Source organism: Pseudoalteromonas issachenkonii (assembly GCF_002310795.1).
GTDB classification, from domain to species: Bacteria; Pseudomonadota; Gammaproteobacteria; order Enterobacterales; family Alteromonadaceae; genus Pseudoalteromonas; species Pseudoalteromonas tetraodonis.
This window is the reverse complement of record NZ_CP011030.1, coordinates 3,353,139-3,370,592: the sequence shown is the minus strand read 5'-3', so window position 1 is coordinate 3,370,592 and position 17,454 is coordinate 3,353,139. Positions and strand designations below refer to the sequence as shown.

The 17,454-nt window shown below is 41.9% G+C and carries 13 protein-coding genes and 1 rRNA gene; 8 read left to right on the top strand and 6 right to left on the bottom strand.

Annotated elements, in window-relative coordinates; all coding sequences use genetic code 11:
* Positions 1–11: 11 nt before the first annotated feature.
* Positions 12–126: ribosomal RNA gene (rrf, locus tag PISS_RS15615) — 5S ribosomal RNA — on the top strand.
* Between the two features lie 395 nt (positions 127–521).
* On the opposite strand, the gene PISS_RS15610 is transcribed toward rrf, so the two are convergent.
* Entirely contained in the window at positions 522–1,049 is a 528-nt protein-coding gene (locus PISS_RS15610; protein WP_058155425.1) for a sugar O-acetyltransferase, read from the bottom strand.
* 162 nt (positions 1,050–1,211) lie between these two features.
* On the opposite strand from PISS_RS15610, the gene PISS_RS15605 reads away from it, so the two are divergent.
* From PISS_RS15605 to PISS_RS15590, 4 genes are all read left to right on the top strand, one after another.
* Positions 1,212–1,976 (top strand): DeoR/GlpR family DNA-binding transcription regulator, encoded by a 765-nt coding sequence (locus PISS_RS15605; protein WP_058155423.1) that lies wholly within the window; start codon positions 1,212–1,214, stop codon positions 1,974–1,976.
* Between the two features lie 46 nt (positions 1,977–2,022).
* Positions 2,023–3,843 (top strand): glutamine--fructose-6-phosphate transaminase (isomerizing), encoded by a 1,821-nt coding sequence (gene glmS, locus PISS_RS15600; RefSeq protein ID WP_008112790.1) that lies wholly within the window; start codon positions 2,023–2,025, stop codon positions 3,841–3,843.
* Between the two features lie 115 nt (positions 3,844–3,958).
* On the top strand, positions 3,959–5,149 hold the full coding sequence (locus PISS_RS15595; RefSeq protein WP_058155421.1) for an alpha/beta hydrolase-fold protein: 1,191 nt from the start codon (positions 3,959–3,961) through the stop codon (positions 5,147–5,149).
* A gap of 148 nt (positions 5,150–5,297) precedes the next feature.
* Positions 5,298–6,596 carry a DEAD/DEAH box helicase gene (locus PISS_RS15590; protein WP_058155419.1) on the top strand — a complete coding sequence of 433 codons (1,299 nt, stop codon included), beginning with the start codon at positions 5,298–5,300 and terminating at the stop codon, positions 6,594–6,596.
* Positions 6,597–6,693: 97 nt separating this feature from the next.
* Here the strand turns inward: PISS_RS15590 and PISS_RS15585 are convergent, their stop codons facing one another.
* The 3 genes from PISS_RS15585 to PISS_RS15575 all read right to left on the bottom strand — a co-directional run bounded on the left by PISS_RS15585 (position 6,694) and on the right by PISS_RS15575 (position 13,893).
* Positions 6,694–9,915, bottom strand: a complete 3,222-nt coding sequence (locus tag PISS_RS15585) for a S41 family peptidase (protein ID WP_083494669.1) — start codon at positions 9,913–9,915, stop codon at positions 6,694–6,696.
* 145 nt (positions 9,916–10,060) lie between these two features.
* A complete protein-coding gene (locus PISS_RS15580) occupies positions 10,061–11,449 on the bottom strand; it encodes a hypothetical protein (protein WP_058155417.1) in 1,389 nt (462 codons plus the stop codon).
* Positions 11,450–11,481: 32 nt separating this feature from the next.
* The gene (locus PISS_RS15575; protein WP_058155414.1) at positions 11,482–13,893 is read right to left on the bottom strand and encodes a TonB-dependent receptor; all 2,412 of its coding nucleotides are present in this window, start codon (positions 13,891–13,893) and stop codon (positions 11,482–11,484) included.
* Between the two features lie 330 nt (positions 13,894–14,223).
* Between PISS_RS15575 and PISS_RS15570 the strand changes: the two genes are divergently transcribed.
* The 3 genes from PISS_RS15570 to PISS_RS15560 all read left to right on the top strand — a co-directional run bounded on the left by PISS_RS15570 (position 14,224) and on the right by PISS_RS15560 (position 16,041).
* On the top strand, positions 14,224–14,715 hold the full coding sequence (locus PISS_RS15570) for a Fur family transcriptional regulator (RefSeq protein WP_033103593.1): 492 nt from the start codon (positions 14,224–14,226) through the stop codon (positions 14,713–14,715).
* On the top strand, positions 14,715–15,131 hold the full coding sequence (locus tag PISS_RS15565; protein WP_033103579.1) for a MerC domain-containing protein: 417 nt from the start codon (positions 14,715–14,717) through the stop codon (positions 15,129–15,131). The genes PISS_RS15570 and PISS_RS15565 overlap by 1 nt, the downstream gene beginning before the upstream one ends.
* 73 nt (positions 15,132–15,204) lie before the next feature.
* Positions 15,205–16,041, top strand: a complete 837-nt coding sequence (locus PISS_RS15560) for an alpha/beta hydrolase (RefSeq protein WP_058155413.1) — start codon at positions 15,205–15,207, stop codon at positions 16,039–16,041.
* A gap of 44 nt (positions 16,042–16,085) precedes the next feature.
* On the opposite strand, the gene PISS_RS15555 is transcribed toward PISS_RS15560, so the two are convergent.
* Positions 16,086–16,988, bottom strand: a complete 903-nt coding sequence (locus PISS_RS15555; RefSeq protein WP_058155411.1) for a homocysteine S-methyltransferase family protein — start codon at positions 16,986–16,988, stop codon at positions 16,086–16,088.
* A gap of 177 nt (positions 16,989–17,165) precedes the next feature.
* Positions 17,166–17,411 carry a DUF3297 family protein gene (locus tag PISS_RS15550; protein WP_008112798.1) on the bottom strand — a complete coding sequence of 82 codons (246 nt, stop codon included), beginning with the start codon at positions 17,409–17,411 and terminating at the stop codon, positions 17,166–17,168.
* Positions 17,412–17,454 lie beyond the last annotated feature (43 nt).

Genomic DNA, 17,454 nt, shown 5'->3' with positions numbered 1-17,454 from the left:
CACCAAATTTGCTTGGTGACAATAGCGTTTTGGACCCACCTGACCCCATGCCGAACTCAGCAGTGAAACGAAACAGCGCCGATGATAGTGTAGCATTTGCTATGTGAAAGTAGGACATTACCAGGCTCCAAATTAAAGAAACCCGTTACAGCGATGTGACGGGTTTTTTGCTGTTTGGGATTTAATAAAAAACCAAGAGCCCATGCCGAACTCAGTAGTGGCCGCTCTCGTACATCCTGTACTCCACGGCATCGTATTCCTATACATCAAACAAAACAGCGCGAAGGCGAGCCCCGCACAAGGCCGCCCCGACACAATAATAGTATCCCATTTGCTATGTGGCTCTCTAGCGCTGTGGGCACTACGACATTCTACTGCGTTGTCGCTACGAAGTAGCGCACCGACTCCAAATACAAGCAAGCCCGACTCAAAAGAGCCGGGCTTTTTTGCATCTGGAATAAAGTGAAAATACGGGTTCGAGGTATAAGGGTAAATGTGAGCCTAAGGTTTAACGATGATCCTTAGCACTTTCTTATTTCACGTGCTGGATTGCCGGCAACCACGGTATTTGATGCAATGCTCTTAGTTACCACTGAACCCGCACCAACAACAGCGTTTTCGCCAATGGTAACGCCAGCTAACACAATAACTCCCGCGCCAATCCACACGTTATTGCCAATGATTATCGGTGCTGCAAAGTTCTCTTTATTGAGCCGCTCTATGGGGTTCACAGCATGCGAAACTGCTAATAGTTGAACGTTAGGGCCAATTAAACAGTCACTACCAATCGTAATCACACCTTCATTAATTGGTGCATCTAATACAGTGCAGTTAATGTTTATAAATGTACGATCACCTATATGTATTTGCGAGCCATAATCACAATGAAAGCCCGCTTCAATAATTACTCCATCACCACAGTGTGAGCATAATTCTTTTATTCGCTTTAAATTACCTTTACTGGGGCTTTTATTAAATAAGCGGCAAATTTCGTGCACAGTTTTACGCTGCGCTAGATTCTCTTTACTAATACTATTAAATGACTGCATATCAATTTTGTTTAACTTAAATAATGGTGTCTAGCTTAACCTACTTTGAGCATGATGATAATTTGAATAAAACTGCGCTTTTTTTATGCATTCACTTGCCATTTATTATGTTTCGTTTAAAATCCCCTAACTTTCGAAACGAAACTTAATGGCAGTTACTTAATGACCAAACGAAACACCCAGCAACGCCGTCATCTGATCCTTAACCAAGTAAATGAGCTTGGTGAAGTGGCCGTTGAGACTCTTGCTGAACAGTTTCAAACATCAGAAGTAACCATTCGAAAAGACTTAACCGCGCTTGAGAAAAGTGGCTTGTTGCTGCGCCGTTATGGTGGGGCTATTGCGCTACCAAAAGAGATAGTAAGCGATGAGATCGATTCTAAGCGCAAAGTAGCGATTGCTAAGGCAGCAGCGGCGCTTATAAAAGATCATAACCGCATTATTATTGACAGCGGCCGCACTACTGCAGCGATGATCCCTGAGTTAGCTACCAAGCAGGGGTTAGTTGTTATGACTAACGCAATTAAAGTGGCAACACGTTTATTAGCACTTGAAAACGAGCCAACCCTTTTGATGACAGGTGGCACGTGGGATCCGCATTCAGAATCGTTTCAAGGGCAAGTAGCTGAAAATGTTCTATGCTCATATGATTTTGATCAGCTATTTATAGGTGCCGATGGCATTGATGTAGCGCGTGGAACAACCACGTTTAATGAGCTTGTTGGATTAAGCCAAGTGATGGCTAAAGCGGCGCGCGAAGTTATTGTGCTGGTTGAGTCAGAAAAGATTGGCCGAAAAATACCAAATTTAGAATTACCGTGGCAAACAGTAACCACATTAATAACCGACAGTGGCTTAGCAAGTGATAAGCGTGCAGCCATAGAGGCGTGTGGTGTAAAACTAATTTGCGCAGAGATTATGGAATAGCAACTACATCGTGAGTTGCTAGAATTAAAAAATTAATGGAGACACTATGTGTGGAATCGTTGGGGCTGTTGCAGAACGTCCAGTAAATAAAATCTTAGTTGAAGGCCTTAAGCGTCTTGAATACCGTGGTTATGACTCAGCAGGTGTAGCTTTACTTGAAGGTAATACTCTTAATACAGTTAAAGCAGTTGGTAAGGTTGTAAACTTAGAGTCAGCACTTGAACAAGCTGGTGTTAGCGGTCATACAGGTATTGCACACACTCGTTGGGCAACTCATGGCGGTGTAACTGAAGCCAATGCTCACCCACATGTTTCAAGCAATCAATTAGCGCTTGTACATAACGGAATCATTGAAAACCACGCAAGCTTGCGTGCAGCACTTAAAGGCGACGGTTACGAGTTTTTATCAGACACCGACACCGAAGTAATGGTGCATTTAATTCATCAGTTACGTCAGCAGCACACGACTTTATTAGCGTCAGTTCAAGCAGCTGTTAAACAGTTTGAAGGCGCATTTGGTACCGTTGTGTTCGATAAAGCGAATGATAACGAAATTATTGTAGCGCGCTCAGGCAGCCCGTTAGTTATTGGTTTAGGCCTTGGTGAAAACTTTATTGCCTCTGATCAACTTGCATTATTACCGGTGACTCGCAGCTTTATCTTCTTAGAAGAAGGTGATGTAGCGCGCATTACTCGCGACACAGTAGAAATTTTTGATGCCGATGGCAACGCGGTTGAACGTGAGGTTGTTGAATCAAACATCACACAAGATGCATCAGGCAAAGGTGATTACCGTCACTACATGCTAAAAGAAATTTATGAGCAGCCACTTGCAGTACGTAATACTCTTGAAGGACGTTTAAACGATGACCGCGTCGCGATTGATGCCTTTGGCGACAGCGCACAGCAAATATTTAAAGACGTAAAACACGTACAAATTATTGCCTGTGGAACGTCATACCACTCAGGTATGGTTGCTCGTTACTGGCTTGAGCAATTTGCAGGTGTTAGCTGTAACGTAGAAATTGCCTCTGAGTTCCGTTACCGTCAATCGTTTGTACACGAAAATAGTCTGCTAGTAACGATTTCACAGTCAGGTGAAACGGCTGATACTTTAGCTGCACTGCGTTTAGCTAAAGAGCAAGGCTATATGGGGTCAATGACTATTTGTAACGTACCAGGTTCATCGCTTGTACGAGAATCAGACCTTGCCTTTATGACCAAAGCTGGTGCTGAAATTGGTGTAGCCTCTACTAAAGCATTTACTACGCAGCTTGTTGGTTTGTTAATGCTTACTGCGTCTATTGCGCAAGAAAAAGGCTTAGATCAAAGCACGATTGTTAACGCTATTAAACTGCTACCAGCTAAATTAGAGGAAACGCTATTGTTGGCTGATGGTATTGCAGACCTTGCAGAAGAGTTTGCTGATAAGCACCACTCACTGTTTTTAGGTCGCGGTTCACAATACCCAATTGCAATGGAAGGCGCGCTTAAGCTTAAAGAGATTTCATACATCCACGCTGAAGCCTATGCAGCAGGTGAGCTTAAACACGGTCCATTAGCACTTATTGATGCAGACATGCCAATTATTGTTGTAGCACCAAACAATGAATTGCTTGAAAAGCTTAAATCAAACGTAGAAGAAGTACGTGCACGTGGTGGCATCATCTATGTATTCGCTGATAAAGATTCACACTTTGAGTCAGACGACACAATGCGTGTGATCAACGTAAACCACGTAGATGACGTGATTGCCCCTGTTGTATATACAATTCCACTACAGTTACTATCGTACTATGTAGCAGTAATTAAAGGCACTGACGTTGACCAACCACGTAACTTAGCAAAATCGGTTACAGTTGAATAAAATCAACAGGTTATAGGTTTTGATTAATGTTAAAAAAGCGCTTAAGGCGCTTTTTTTGTGCCTGAAACTCTGTTAGCTTAAGTAACTTATTATCTTATTCTCTAAGGGATTAGTCATGCGCTTATTAACCGTTATTTGTTTTGTTAGCTTTTTTGCTTTTAGTTCACAAAGTGCCTTTGCACAATCTGACACTAAACAGCAAAGTACAGATTACTCTGTGCACACGCACACTATTAAATCGGCTGTTTTAAACGAAGAACGCACAGTTGTCGTGCAATTGCCTAAAAGCTATCAATCTGAGCCAAATAAGGTATATCCAGTTATTTATCGCTTAGATGGAGCGGGTAATATACCGCTTGCTAGTGCTGTTATTGAGCGTTTACAAAATGATAATCGTGCGCCTGAGGTAATTATTGTCGCTATTGAAAACACTAATCGACTTAGAGATATGTATCCTACAGTGAATAAAGAGCCGCAAGGTCCTGTCGGTGAAGGGGGCGGCTCCGCAAAATTTTTAGCGTTCTTTGAACAAGAGCTCATTCCTTTAGTTAATAAAAACTATCGCACGCATGACTATAAGGTTATTGCTGGCGCATCTGCTGGTGGTGTATTTGCGTTGTATGCTTTGCAGGCAAAGCCCGAACTATTTCAAGCGCATATTGCATATAGCCCTGCGGTTTGGTGGAACTATGGCGCAATGGTAAAAAGTACAAAATCGTTTATAGCTAAAACGAAAGGCCTGAATAACTACGTTTATACTAATATCGGCGAAGAAGCCGGCTTAATGCGTGAAAGGTACGATGAATTACAGCAATCACTGCAATCGTCTGAAGTACGGGGCTTACGCTTTTTTAGTGATGCGTTTGATGGCATCTCGCATGGTTTAACTTCTGCTGCAGGGGCATTTAATGCCTTTTACAACCTGTTTTTACCTAAACATATGCCCATAAGTGCTTTAACTGACGATGTTGCCTCTATTGATGCTTATTACCAAAATTTATCTCAACAATGGGGCGAACAGGTATCTCCACCAGACCGTGCTGTTAGATTACTTGGTTACAACCTAACGGACAGCAAGCAGTTTAACCGCGCTATAGAGGTGTTTAAATACAATATAAAAAACCACCCAAAATCAGTTAGTGCGATCTCTGCTTTATCTTATGGCTATGAGATGCAAGGTAATATTAGTCAAGCGCTGGCTCATATGGAATCTGCTTTAGCCATTGCAGATGACTCATACCCTTATATAAATTACTTAAAAGAAACAAAAGCTAGGTTACAGGTAGAGCTAGATAAGCGTAACTAGGGTTTTTAGTTACTGTTAAATAAAAATGACGCGCAAGCGTCTTTTTATTACCTGTAGCTAAATATTATTTAAATCACTAACCTCTACTTAATAGTTGCTAAATACGCTAAAATTACAGGCTATTTTTAGCAATGAGCCCGCACCTTTTATGACCTCAGCCGCAAATCCTAGTAATTTCAACGAACTTGGCCTTATTCCAGAGCTAATTGCTCGTTTGTCTGATCTTGAATACTCGCAACCTACGCCGATTCAGGCAAAAGCAATTCCAAGTATCTTGGCGGGGAGTGACTTAATTGCGGGGGCAAATACCGGCTCAGGTAAAACAGCAACCTTTGCTTTGCCTATGCTACAAACGCTATTTTTAGCAAAAGGCGCGAATAAAACGCCGAGCAAAGGTAATTTTGTTTCAGGGCTAATTTTGGTGCCTACTCGTGAGCTGGCAACGCAGGTGGCTGATAGTGTTAAATCATACTCTGCAAACTTTAATGGCGCGATTAAAACGGTAGCGGTGTTTGGCGGTGTATCGGTTAATACCCAAATGCAGGCACTACGTGGCGGTGCCGATATTATCGTGGCAACCCCTGGACGTTTGCTTGATTTGATCTCAAGTAATGCCATTAAGCTGGATAAAGTTTCAACCTTAGTGCTTGACGAAGCTGACCGCATGTTAAGCCTTGGCTTTACTGAAGAGCTTGCTGAGCTGTTGGCATTAATGCCGGCTAAAAAGCAAACCATGTTGTTTTCAGCGACTTTCCCAGAGCAAGTCACACAATTAACGCAAGAGCTGTTAACCAATCCTGTTGAAATACAAGTTCAAAGCAAAGACGAAAGCACTTTAGTACAGCGTGTATTTACGGTTAATAAAGGTGAAAAAACCACGGTTTTGGCGCATTTAATTAAGCAGCATAAATGGCGCCAAGCGCTGATTTTTGTCAATGCTAAAAAAGACTGTGAGCACTTAGCCAGCAAGCTTGAAAAACGCGGCGTGAACGCACAAGTATTCCATGGTGATAAAGGCCAAAGTGAGCGTACTCGCGTAATTGAAAAATTTAAAGCTGGCGAAATAGAAGTACTAATTGCTACCGATATTGCAGCCCGTGGTTTAGATATTGCCAAACTGCCTGTTGTAATTAACTTTAACTTACCGCGCAGCCCTGCTGATTACATGCATCGTATTGGCCGAAGTGGCCGTGCCGGTGAAGTAGGTTTAGCGTTATCACTGATTGATTATGAAGACTTTCATCACTTTAAAATTATCGAAAAGAAAAACAAACTTCGCTTAGAGCGCGAAGAGGTAGCAGGCTTTACTGTAAATCAGGCAAACCTCGATGCAGCACAAGCACTTAAAAACGATAAGCCAATGGCAAAGCCTGAAGGCACAGGTAAGAAAAAGAAGAAAAAATCCAACCAAGAAGATGACGTATGGAGCGGCTGGAGAAAAAGATAAGCCTTAATACATATAAGTCATTAAACTCGAATTATTAAAAACCCTGCAAATTTGCAGGGTTTTTTATTGGTATTAGCTTGTTTAGCTATGCAGCAAATTAAAACTTAGAAGGTGCTGGTGGTATCACTAAGGGTTGTTTAGGGTTTTCTTTAAGCTCCTTTAATAACTCTTGTACAGCACGCTCTATTGATGGGTCTTGGCCTTTATAAATAAGCTCTGGGCGGTCGATTACTTTAATATCTGGTGCAACACCTTCGTTTTCTATGATCCAGTTACCTTTTGTATCTAAAATACGGAATGTAGCAGCAATTACTTGCCCGCCGTCTACAAGGCTTGGGTTACCAGAAATACCAATTAAACCACCCCATGTACGGGTACCAATTAGCTTACCTAGACCAGCTTGGCGGAAGTAGTAAGGAATTGCGTCACCACCAGAACTTGAATAGCCATTTATTAGCATGGCTTTAGGACCATTGTGTGCAAACTGCGGTGTTTTAGTTGGTTCTATACCACGGCGTTTCCAATAGTTAAGCGGTTTACGCGCAAGCCAAGTGATCATATGCTCAGGAATAAAACCGCCGCCATTGTAACGGTCATCAATAATCATGGCATCTTTGGTTGTTTGCGGCATGTAGTTTTTAAACATGGCGCGATTGCCCTCATAGGCTGTATTTGGCAGGTGCACATAGCCAATACGCCCATTTGATAGCTTATCAACGTAGGCTGCACGCGAATTAACCCAGTTTAAATAACGTAGACCTTGCTCACTTGCTATCGGTTTTACAGTTATTTGCCATGCGCCTTTGCTACGCGGCTTGTTGTTTAGCACTAGCTCTACTTGCTCGCCTTGGGTGTTTTCAAGGAGTTCGTAAAAGTTAGCAACGTCTTTAACTGAGCGGCCATTTACCGCAATAATGTAATCGCCGTTATGTGCTTTTACACCTGTGGTGCCAAGCGGTGAACGGAAATCGTCATGCCAGTTTTCACCTTTAAAGATTTGTTCTATTTTTACATAACCAGATGGGTCGCTTGCAAGCTTAGCGCCTAATAAACCATGGTTTTTACGCTCTGCTTTAGGCATATCACCCGACTGCACATAAATATGGCCAGAGTTAATTTCACCGGCAATTTCGCTAAGAACATAATCAAGGTCGCTACGATGGCTAATGGCATCAGCCATAGGTTGGTATTTAGCTAAAATAGCATCCCAATCTTGTCCGTGATGGTTTTCGTCGTAGAACCAATCGCGCAGTGTGCGCCAACCTTCTACATACATTTGTTGCCACTCTGCTTGCGGATTAATTTTAAGCGTCATTTTGCTTAAATCGAGCTTATTTGCGTCTAAATCTTGTTTTGGCTTAGGTTCAATTAAGCTGTAACCGCCATCTGTATGTACAAGTAGGTGTTCGCTATTGCTTGAAATGGTGTAATTACTAACGCCTTTGGCGACTATTTCTAGCTCACTGTTGTGATCGGTGCCTATTAGCTGTAAACCGCCATTAGCAAGAGTCAGTACGCCGTCTTTTACTGCGGTTAAGCCACGGTAATCGCCCGCAGGGGCATTAAGTGCGGTAACACGTTGCATAAAGTCATTGCTTTGCAGTGCATTTTTAACTTTTTTGTCGTCTTCTTTTTCATCTTCTTTATCTTGGACAATCGTGGCTTCGTCACTTTGTAAGGCAATAAGCGGTTTAACACTATCGTTTACTGCAGCTGCATAAATACGAGTTGCACGATTAAACATGTAATCAAACTCGTAGCTACTAAATGCCAGGTTAAAGTCGCGCTCTGAGCTAAAGTAAAGATATTGACCATCAGGCGAAAAAGTAGGGTTTTGCTCATTACTCATTTCGTCTGTTAAGCGCGTTACCTTTTTCTTTTTAAGGTTGTAGTGCCATAGCGAGGTATAACGGTTTTCATTATTTTTAACAAATACAATGTCTTGGCTGTTAGGCGACCAAGTATATTGAGTAATGCCGTCTTCGTCGTAAATACCGGTATCAATTTTGTGTTGCTTGCCCGATTTTGCATCTAACCACCAAAGTGTGTTGTTTTTATCTGAAAACAACAATTTAGAGCTATCTGGTGACCAAATAGGCGTAAAGCGCCAAATAGTGCCATTGCTAGTGAGTTGCTTAATAGCATTATTTTTACTGCGATCTTTTAAGTAAATTTCGTACTCGCCGCTTTCATCGCTCATGTAGGCTATGTAGCGCCCATTTGGTGACCAGCTTGCATCTATTTCGCGGCTTTTTTCTGTGTAAGATAAGTTGCGTGTAGGCCCTTGTTTAATTGGTACACTAAACAACTCACCACGGGCAGTAAATACAGCACGTTTACCATCGTGAGAGAGCGACATAGAATCAATAAAATCGCTAACATTTTTGCTATACGGCATTGCGTATTGGCGCACGCCAGCAATGTTAATGCTTAGCTTAGCGCTTTTTTGTGTTTTTGCGTCAAAGCGATATAAATAACCGCCGTTTTCATAAACAATCGCATTTGGGCCAGCTGAAGGCCAAAGTACGTCAAAGTTTTTATAGTTGGTAAGTTTTTTTGGTTCGCTGCCTTTGCGGTACTGGTAAAGGTTTAGCGTGTAATCACGGTCAGACACAAAGTAAATATTGTCACCAACCCAAGTTGGTTGCTGGTCGGTTGCACGGTTTGTAGTTAGTTGTTCTGAGGTGTTTTTTTCTAAATCATAAATCCATACATCTTGCGCACGACCACCACGAGTACGTTTCCACGTACGAAACTCTCGGTCAATTGGCGTATAAACATATTTGCTGCCATCTGGAGATAGCATGCCGCCACCAGTTTCTGGAATCACTAATGGCTGTTCAAGTCCGCCATCTGCAGGAACCATGTAAGGGCGGCCCATACGTTTTCCCCATGGTGTGCGGTTAGCTCTAAATACCACATTTTTACCATCGGCGGTCCAATCTAAAACGCGGTAATCAAAACCTCCACGCGGTGGCATTGGGCCAACGTCATTATAATAAGTAAGTTGCTTTAGGTTTGAACCGTCACTGTTGATCACATAAATTTGTCGGCTACCGTTATACTCGGCTGAAAATGCAATGCGCTTACCGTCAGGGGAAAACTTAGGAAATGTTTCAAATCCAATATGGTCGGTTAAGCGTTTGCTTTCGCCTGTTTGCGTATTCGCAATATAAATATCGCCACTGTAGACAAAGGTAACGGTTTGGTTATGGATATCTGGAAAGCGGAGTAAACGAGTGTCTTTAGTCTCATAGGCCGATACACCCGGCGCGATTGCTGCAGCCAAGGCAAGAGCCAATGTTGTTAGTTTTTTCATGGAATTACGTCCTATATTAATAGCTATCCCATCATAACAATAAGGTGCAAAATAGCGATGCACTTACGATAAAAGGTCTGTTACAAAATGTGAATAAAAAAGGTTGGCAAAAAGCGCCAACCTTTAAGTAAATACGGATATGAAATTAATGTTCGTGTTCTTTTTCTGCAATACCTAACCAAGTGATAGCCGCTGGTGGGAATGTAAGTTCTAACTCGCCTTCAATCTCTAAGTCTTCTAAGTGTACTTGCACAACGTGTTGGGCTATTGGGTCGGCTACGTAAGCAAACTGACCATTTTGCGCTACTGTAATACTAAACTTCATGCCTTCAGGCATAGTTGTTACGTCTTCTTGCGTGATATCAACTTGACCTGCTAGCTCCCAGTGTATGTGATCGTCGTGCGCATGCGCCTCAAGCACATTTAAAAAGCCTAGGCTGTCTAAAACTAAAAAGTGCTCGCCATTCGCTGAGAAAGAGTAAGAAACAGCGCTTGCGCCATCGGCTAGTTGCCATTCAAATTCTTCCATTTCAGCTTTCGCAGGATTTATACTCACAATCACAGCAGGGCCGCCGCCGTGACCAGATGCAACACCAATAAAGGTTTCGCTGCCCTCATGGCCGTATATACTACCAATGCGTAAGTCGCCGACGGCATCAATATTTATTACTTTTTCAGCGTGGTATTCGTCATCATGCTGGTGGGCTAATAGCACACCGTCACTACAGCCGAACGCTACGTAATCATGGTTTTGTGCTGCGCCGTGCAAATCAGGGCATGTTAACTCTAACGTTTGTTCAAGTTCGTATTCGCCATCATGAAAGTGATAAACACCTACCTGATCCGGCAAAATTTTAGCGTTTGATGTACTTTCGGCATCATCGCGACGAATGGTCGCTAATAAATGCTCTCCACGAGGTTCTGCTACACCATGCATATTAATGTCGTAACTAATACCAGGTAGGGCCGCTGTTGCGTTTGTTATGTCGTTATCTGTTAATACTTCAACAGACGCAGTTGTGCCTGATGCTGCATCACCATCGTAAAATACCGCTAATTTACCATCGTGCTTTACCAAGTGAGTAGGGCGACTGCCGCTAGTTAGCTCATAACTGCTAAACTCAGGGCTTTGTTTGTAATCATGAAGGTGTGCGCCGTGATCTTCACGCCATAAGCCACCGTCTATAAAGCCGAGGTAATCTTGAGCGCGGCTAGCAATCACGGCATAACGAAAGTCAGGCGACGACGATAGCGTGTTTGAATCATTAGTAAGAGTAAATGTATCAAGAAGCTCATTGTCGTCTAAGTCGAAAAAGTTCGCTTCGTTGCTATCGCCAGCAAGTATCGCAAGCCTACCTAATGAATCAATAGTGTATTCATCACCGTGGTCGCCACCATCGCCATGATCGTGGCCGTCATCAGGTACTTCTATTGGGTCTTTTTCAACAATGTTTGTTTCTGCATCACCACAAGCGGTGATTAATGTGCTGCTTATTGCCAGTGCAATTAATTTTAATTTGAATAGTTTAGTCATGATAATTTCCTTTATTTATAATTTTTTAGCGCTTAAAAATAACCGCGAATACCTAACGCAAAGCTACGACCTGGACGTGGCGCTATATTCTTTAAAAATGAGCTATGCACGCGCGCTTCTGTGTCTGTTAAGTTAGTGCCTCGTAGGTACACAGACACATCTTGATTTAGCACTGATAAGTCATATGAAACGCTGGCATCAAGTATTGTGTAGCCGTTTGTGGTTGTTTCTTCTGGCGCGGTACGGTCTTGTTCTTGATAACGAGTTACGTGAAGGTGCGCACTCAGCTTATTTGTTTGGTAGCTAAACTCAGTACCAAAACGTAGCGGTGGTGTGCGTGGTAAATCGCCACCGTCTTTAAGGCGGGCGCGAACGTAATCTGAGAATAAATCAACTTTAAACTCATCGGTTAACTGCCATGCAAATTGGGCTTCAAAGCCATGCAAAATTACGTCATCTGTTTTAAATAAATAAACTGGGAGTTCAGATGAGTGATCATGCTCGTCACCGTGGTCATGATTATGCTCATCACCATGGTCGTGGCCGCTTTCGGCGTATAGGCCTGTGTCGATTTGGTAATAATAATTGTCGACTTGGTTGTAGAAAGCATTAAGAATGAAACCGATATCACCTTGGGTTTTACGAAACGTTAAATCAATATTGTTTGCTGTTTCTAGGTCAAGCGCTTGCTCAGATAAACCAAAATGTCCGTCTTCATGAATATCAAATAGTGCGCCTACTTCATAAGTACCAGTTCCAATGTGAGGGCCGAATGATAATAGCTCAGACACCGAAGGAGCACGCTCAGAACGTGATACCGACAAGCCTAAGTTGTAGCTAGGTGCAAAATCCCACACGACACCTGTTGATAAACTGACAGGAGTGAATTCTTGTTCTACGTCAAATACGCGAGTATTGCCGGCATGTTCTTCATGAGCATGATCGTCATGAACATCGGTGTCATTGTGTGCGTGTGCATCAATGTTAGGTAGTAACACGTTATCAGCATCGATGGTTACCCGTTCAACTCGGCCACCTAATTGCACTAAAAAGTCACCAAAGTGTTTTTCTTCCATCAGTGCTATAGCAAAGCTTTGTGTTTGTGACGGTGGTGTGAATGCCTCTGAGCCTTGCGCTTCAACATCACTGTGTTTGTAATGAAAGCTCAAACCACCATTCCACTGCGCAAACGGGTTATGCATTAAGTCTACGCGTAACTCATTGGTTTCATTTTCAAACGTGGTACCCACTGCGCCATGTTCAATTTCAGCATGTTCGTAATCTGTAAAACCTGCGCGCAGGTTTACTCTATTAAGCCATTTGTTATCAAGGTTATATTCACCTAGCAACTGCACTTTAGTTTGCTCTAAGTCGGCATATACGCTTTCCTCAGCGCTATTAACATCTTCGCCACCATGGGTGTGGCCTGGAATGCCGTATTGACGATTAAATTGCTCAACAGCTATACCTACAAAACCTTGATCAAATAGATAGCTAGTACCTAAGGTAAAGCCGTCAGACTCTTCATTACTATTTGCAACGGTGTAATCGCCACTATGTTCTTCATGGTTATGGTCATCATGGGCTAATTCAGCGGCCACGGGTATTTCATAGTCATCGGCTTCACGCCAAAAGGCGTCGGCATAAAATGCAAAGGAATCAGTTCCTGTAGTGGCGTTAAACGAGGCTACTTTTTGATTATCAACAGAGTTGTGCTCAAGGTTCCATTCGCCGCGAGTTGTGCTGTCGGTAGGCACCCGATTATCAACTACATTAACCACACCACCAATGGCGCCGCTGCCATAAAATAATGTGGCAGGGCCACGTAATACTTCGATTTGTTTTGCGGTTGATGCCTCTGATGCAACGGAGTGATCAGGGCCAACGCGCGAAACATCACTGACATCAAGGCCATTTTGAGTAATTAGAACACGCGGCCCGCTTAAGCCACGAATAATAGGTGTACTGGCTACTTTTGCATGAAAGTTAGTATTAACCCCCGGGAGTTTTTCAAGGCTATCGCCAAGGGTTGCAGCTTGCTGCCGTCTTAATTGTTCGCCAGATAACACGCTAACGGGAGACGCGGATTCCATTGCCGACATGTGAATAGGCGTCGCTTCAATATCAATTACTTCAATGGGTGAACGTTCTAAGTTAAAGGTAATTGATTGGCTTTTATCATCACTAAATGTGATATCTCGATGCAGATGGGCATAACCAGGGGCGGTAATATGAAGTTCTTTTAAACCACTTTTTAAATCAGTTATTACGAACTTACCGCTTGCATCTGTTACTGCTGTTATATCTGAGCCTTCAACTTCTACAGTTGCGTTGGTCACAACTTTACCTTGGTTGTTTAGAACAACACCTTCGATGGTATTTGCAAGCGCATTTGTTGGTAGTAGGGCTGCTATAAACAAAGCTAATTGAGATTTTCGTGTCATTTGTATTCCTTTGCGAATGTTATATTGTATCAATTGTGCTTGAAATGTTATATTGTATCAATAGTTAATTAACTAAAAATCACTCAGGATATATAATTTGGCTGCTTCATCTACATAATTTAAATTAAATTTATTTAAATTCAGTGCTTTAAGTGTTTCTGTCATTGTTTAGGTGTTGTTCGTGGGGGATCTGTTTGCTGTAAAGCAAAAGTTAGTTGTTACATTTATTTAGCTCTAGTTAATAAATTTTTAGGTAAAACCACAGCGGAGGCATTGAGCAACAAGGATGGCAAAGTTAAAACATCAGCCCACTACATTAGAGTGGGTAATATGAATAAGCAGCAATTTAAAGAGATGATGGGTTTTGCGATAAAAAGATGTGAAGCCTTTGAAAAAAAATTAACGCCAAAACGTCAGCAGGTATTTGAAATTCTATTGAAAGCAAATAAACCTTTGTCTGCTTATGAGTTAACAGATCAATTTAATAAGCAAATAAATACACCGATTTTGGCAATGTCCGTTTATCGGATATTAGGTTTTTTAGAGTCGGTAGGTCTGGTACATAGATTAAAGTTAGAAAATAAGTTTATACCGTGCAGTCACGTTAATGATGATAGAGAGCATCAACTATCGATGTTTTTAATTTGTAGCTCTTGTAATAAAGCAAGTGAGGTGAATGACCTTAACAATTCGGTTAAATCTTTGTTTAGGGAACTGAAAATGAAAGGGTTTACGCCAGCAACTTCGCAATTAGAAATCTCAGGTGTTTGTTTTGGGTGCCAGCAAAGTACCGCTAACACAATTAAAAAGAAGGATAAATAATGAAGCTGACTCAAACGACAGCAGACAAGTTTGCCATTGGGCTTTCGTTAATGTGCACGGTGCATTGTTTTGCAACACCGGTTATTTTAGCGCTGTTGCCAAGCTTTGCTGTACTACAAATAAATGGTGAACAGTTTCACTTATGGGTTCTTGCTGCAGTATTACCAACAAGCTTATTAGCTTTAAGCTTAGGCTGTAAAAAGCACAAACGTACACGTTATATGGCGTGTGGAGTTGTTGGTCTAGCTTTTTTGATAATTGCAGTATTGCTAGGTCAAGAAGAGGCCGAAAAAGCACTCACTTTAATTGGCTCCGCTTTTATCGCATTAGCCCATTGGTTTAACTACCAACAGTGTTTTAAAAAAAATAACGAAAAATGCCGCTGTTCAGGTGATAAATCAGACCAACTTGTTTAACACTGCCAGTGTTAAACATAGCGACTATGTGGCATTGTAATTATAAATATCGTTTTTTAGGTAAACTAATTTAGTGAATACTGCTTTAAAGCTTTTGCTGTTACTTTGTGTTTTCATCTGTTTTAAATTAAGCGCAAATACCCCTTACGAAATCCCCAGAAGTACTGTTGTAGAGCTTACGGAGCCCTCAACTAAGCGTGTTTATTCTATTTTTATTCAATTGCCTAAGTCATATTCAGAGCAGCCTAATAAAACGTATCCTGTTATTTATTTAACCGATGCGCCGTATGCATTTCCTATCGTTGCCGGAGCCACACGGTTTCCAATGAATAGCGGCAAGATGCAACAGGCTATTATTGTGGCGATTGGCTATGAAAAAGGCTCGAGAGGATCTAATAGTCGAATTAGGGATTACACACCGACTCAGACTCAAAATTGGAAGAAGCAAACGGGTAATGCCAAAGGGCACGCTACGTTTTTGCAAAGTACGGTATTTACTTTTATCGAAAAAAATTACCGAGCAAGCAACACGCAAAGAACGTATATAGGTAACTCGCTAGGCGGCTTATTTGGCGCCACTATTTTATTTACAGCACCTGATTTATTTAGCAATTATATTATTGGCAGCCCGTCGGTTTGGTTTGATAACAATGCACTGCTAGCGTTAAAAGCGAATAAGCCCCAAATGCCAATAAAGGTTTATGTATCTGTTGGGGCAAAGGAAACGCCAGCCTTTGGTGAAGGGCAAAATATGGTTGAAGGCGCAGCGCAACTTGTGCAAAAAATTAACGCGCTTAATAGTGATAATATAAAATTAAAAAGTGTTGTTATTGAGGGAGCGCAGCATGCCACCGCATTCCCAACCACAGCAATACAAGGGCTCGATTGGGTATTGGGAACCAGTCAATAAGCTCGAAAGGGATTCTCGATACTTTTGTAATTAAATAAATGATATTAAAGCGCTTCAATATCGCTTTTCCACTTTACCAGCGCTGCTATGAATTCGGGGCCAATACCACAGCAGCCGCCAATAATTGTTGCGCCTAGGCTATGCCATTGCTTTGCAAACGCTACATACTCAGCGGGTGATAAGTCGCGGTAACCTTGCGAGCCTTCATTGGCTTTATAATCGCTGGCAATAGGGGTAAAGCCATTCGCAAAGGCTCCTAAATCAAGGTGCTTATTTTGCTGCTTTAGTACAGTATTTGTGTCGCGTAGCGCTTGTTCAATAACCTCAGGGATAGAGCAGTTAAAGAATATGCCCGCTATATTATGTTCGAGTAATGCTAAGATAGCGTCGGATACTAATTCACCAGAGCGCAATGTCGCTTGTTCGCTTACTTCATCATTTAAGGTAAATGCGTAATAACATGGTTTGTTTGAATTCTTAAGCACCCTTGCCATAACCCGCGCTTCTTCAATGTTTGATATGGTTTCACCAATCCAAACATCGACATATTCGTCTTGTGCTTTATACAGGGTATTTAAAATAGTAAATGCGCGATCACTTTGGAAAAAATCAGCACGATACGAGCCAAAGGCAGGAGGCAGTGAGCCGGCAACGAGTACCGTTTGCTTTGCGTTTTGAGCCACCTTTTTTGCAATAACCGCTGCCTGCTCAGCAAGCGCAGCACCTTGTGCTTGGTAAAGCGTTTCACCTAAGTGAAAAGGTACACAGGCATAGCTGTTAACGGTAATTATTTCAGCCCCCGCATTTATAAAAGCTTGATGCGCTTGAGTTACGCATTGTGGTGCTTCTATTAAAGCTTGTGCACTCCAAAGTGGCTGTGAAAATGGCGCGCCCATGCGTTTAAGTTCACGCCCCATACCGCCATCTAATATTATTAACTTGCTCACAATGGACTTCTATACGTCTAAATAATTAAAGCTATTCAAACATACTTTTTGAAAATTCATAATGAAACTTCATCAGGTTGAGTATGAAAAAAGTTCAACATGTTAAAGCTGTTTTTAAAAGGCACAAAAAAAGCGACTACCCAGTAAGGTGTCGCTTTTCTTTTTACAAGTAAGCTATTACTTGTAAAACGCTTCTACAGTGCCTTTTACTTTCATAAGTAATGGCTGGCCGCGACGGTCTAGCGCTTTAGGTGCCGCTACTTTTATCCAACCTTCGCTGATGCAGTATTCTTCAACGTCAAAACGCTCTTTACCGTTAAGTGTAATACCGATTTCATGCTCAAATACTTCTTCTACATAAAATTTGCTACGTGGGTTGATAGACAGTTGATTTGGTAATTCTGGTTTGTTTGTATCAGTCATATTGGTGATCTGCGTTGAATTAATTATGCGCTATTGTAGGCAA

Coding starts and splice junctions, on each gene's coding strand:
- PISS_RS15610 (WP_058155425.1), bottom strand. CDS start 1,049: ATGCAGTCATTTAATAGTATTAGTAAAGAGAATCTAGCGCAGCGTAAA.
- PISS_RS15605 (WP_058155423.1), top strand. CDS start 1,212: ATGACCAAACGAAACACCCAGCAACGCCGTCATCTGATCCTTAACCAA.
- glmS (WP_008112790.1), top strand. CDS start 2,023: ATGTGTGGAATCGTTGGGGCTGTTGCAGAACGTCCAGTAAATAAAATC.
- PISS_RS15595 (WP_058155421.1), top strand. CDS start 3,959: ATGCGCTTATTAACCGTTATTTGTTTTGTTAGCTTTTTTGCTTTTAGT.
- PISS_RS15590 (WP_058155419.1), top strand. CDS start 5,298: ATGACCTCAGCCGCAAATCCTAGTAATTTCAACGAACTTGGCCTTATT.
- PISS_RS15585 (WP_083494669.1), bottom strand. CDS start 9,915: ATGAAAAAACTAACAACATTGGCTCTTGCCTTGGCTGCAGCAATCGCG.
- PISS_RS15580 (WP_058155417.1), bottom strand. CDS start 11,449: ATGACTAAACTATTCAAATTAAAATTAATTGCACTGGCAATAAGCAGC.
- PISS_RS15575 (WP_058155414.1), bottom strand. CDS start 13,893: ATGACACGAAAATCTCAATTAGCTTTGTTTATAGCAGCCCTACTACCA.
- PISS_RS15570 (WP_033103593.1), top strand. CDS start 14,224: ATGAATAAGCAGCAATTTAAAGAGATGATGGGTTTTGCGATAAAAAGA.
- PISS_RS15565 (WP_033103579.1), top strand. CDS start 14,715: ATGAAGCTGACTCAAACGACAGCAGACAAGTTTGCCATTGGGCTTTCG.
- PISS_RS15550 (WP_008112798.1), bottom strand. CDS start 17,411: ATGACTGATACAAACAAACCAGAATTACCAAATCAACTGTCTATCAAC.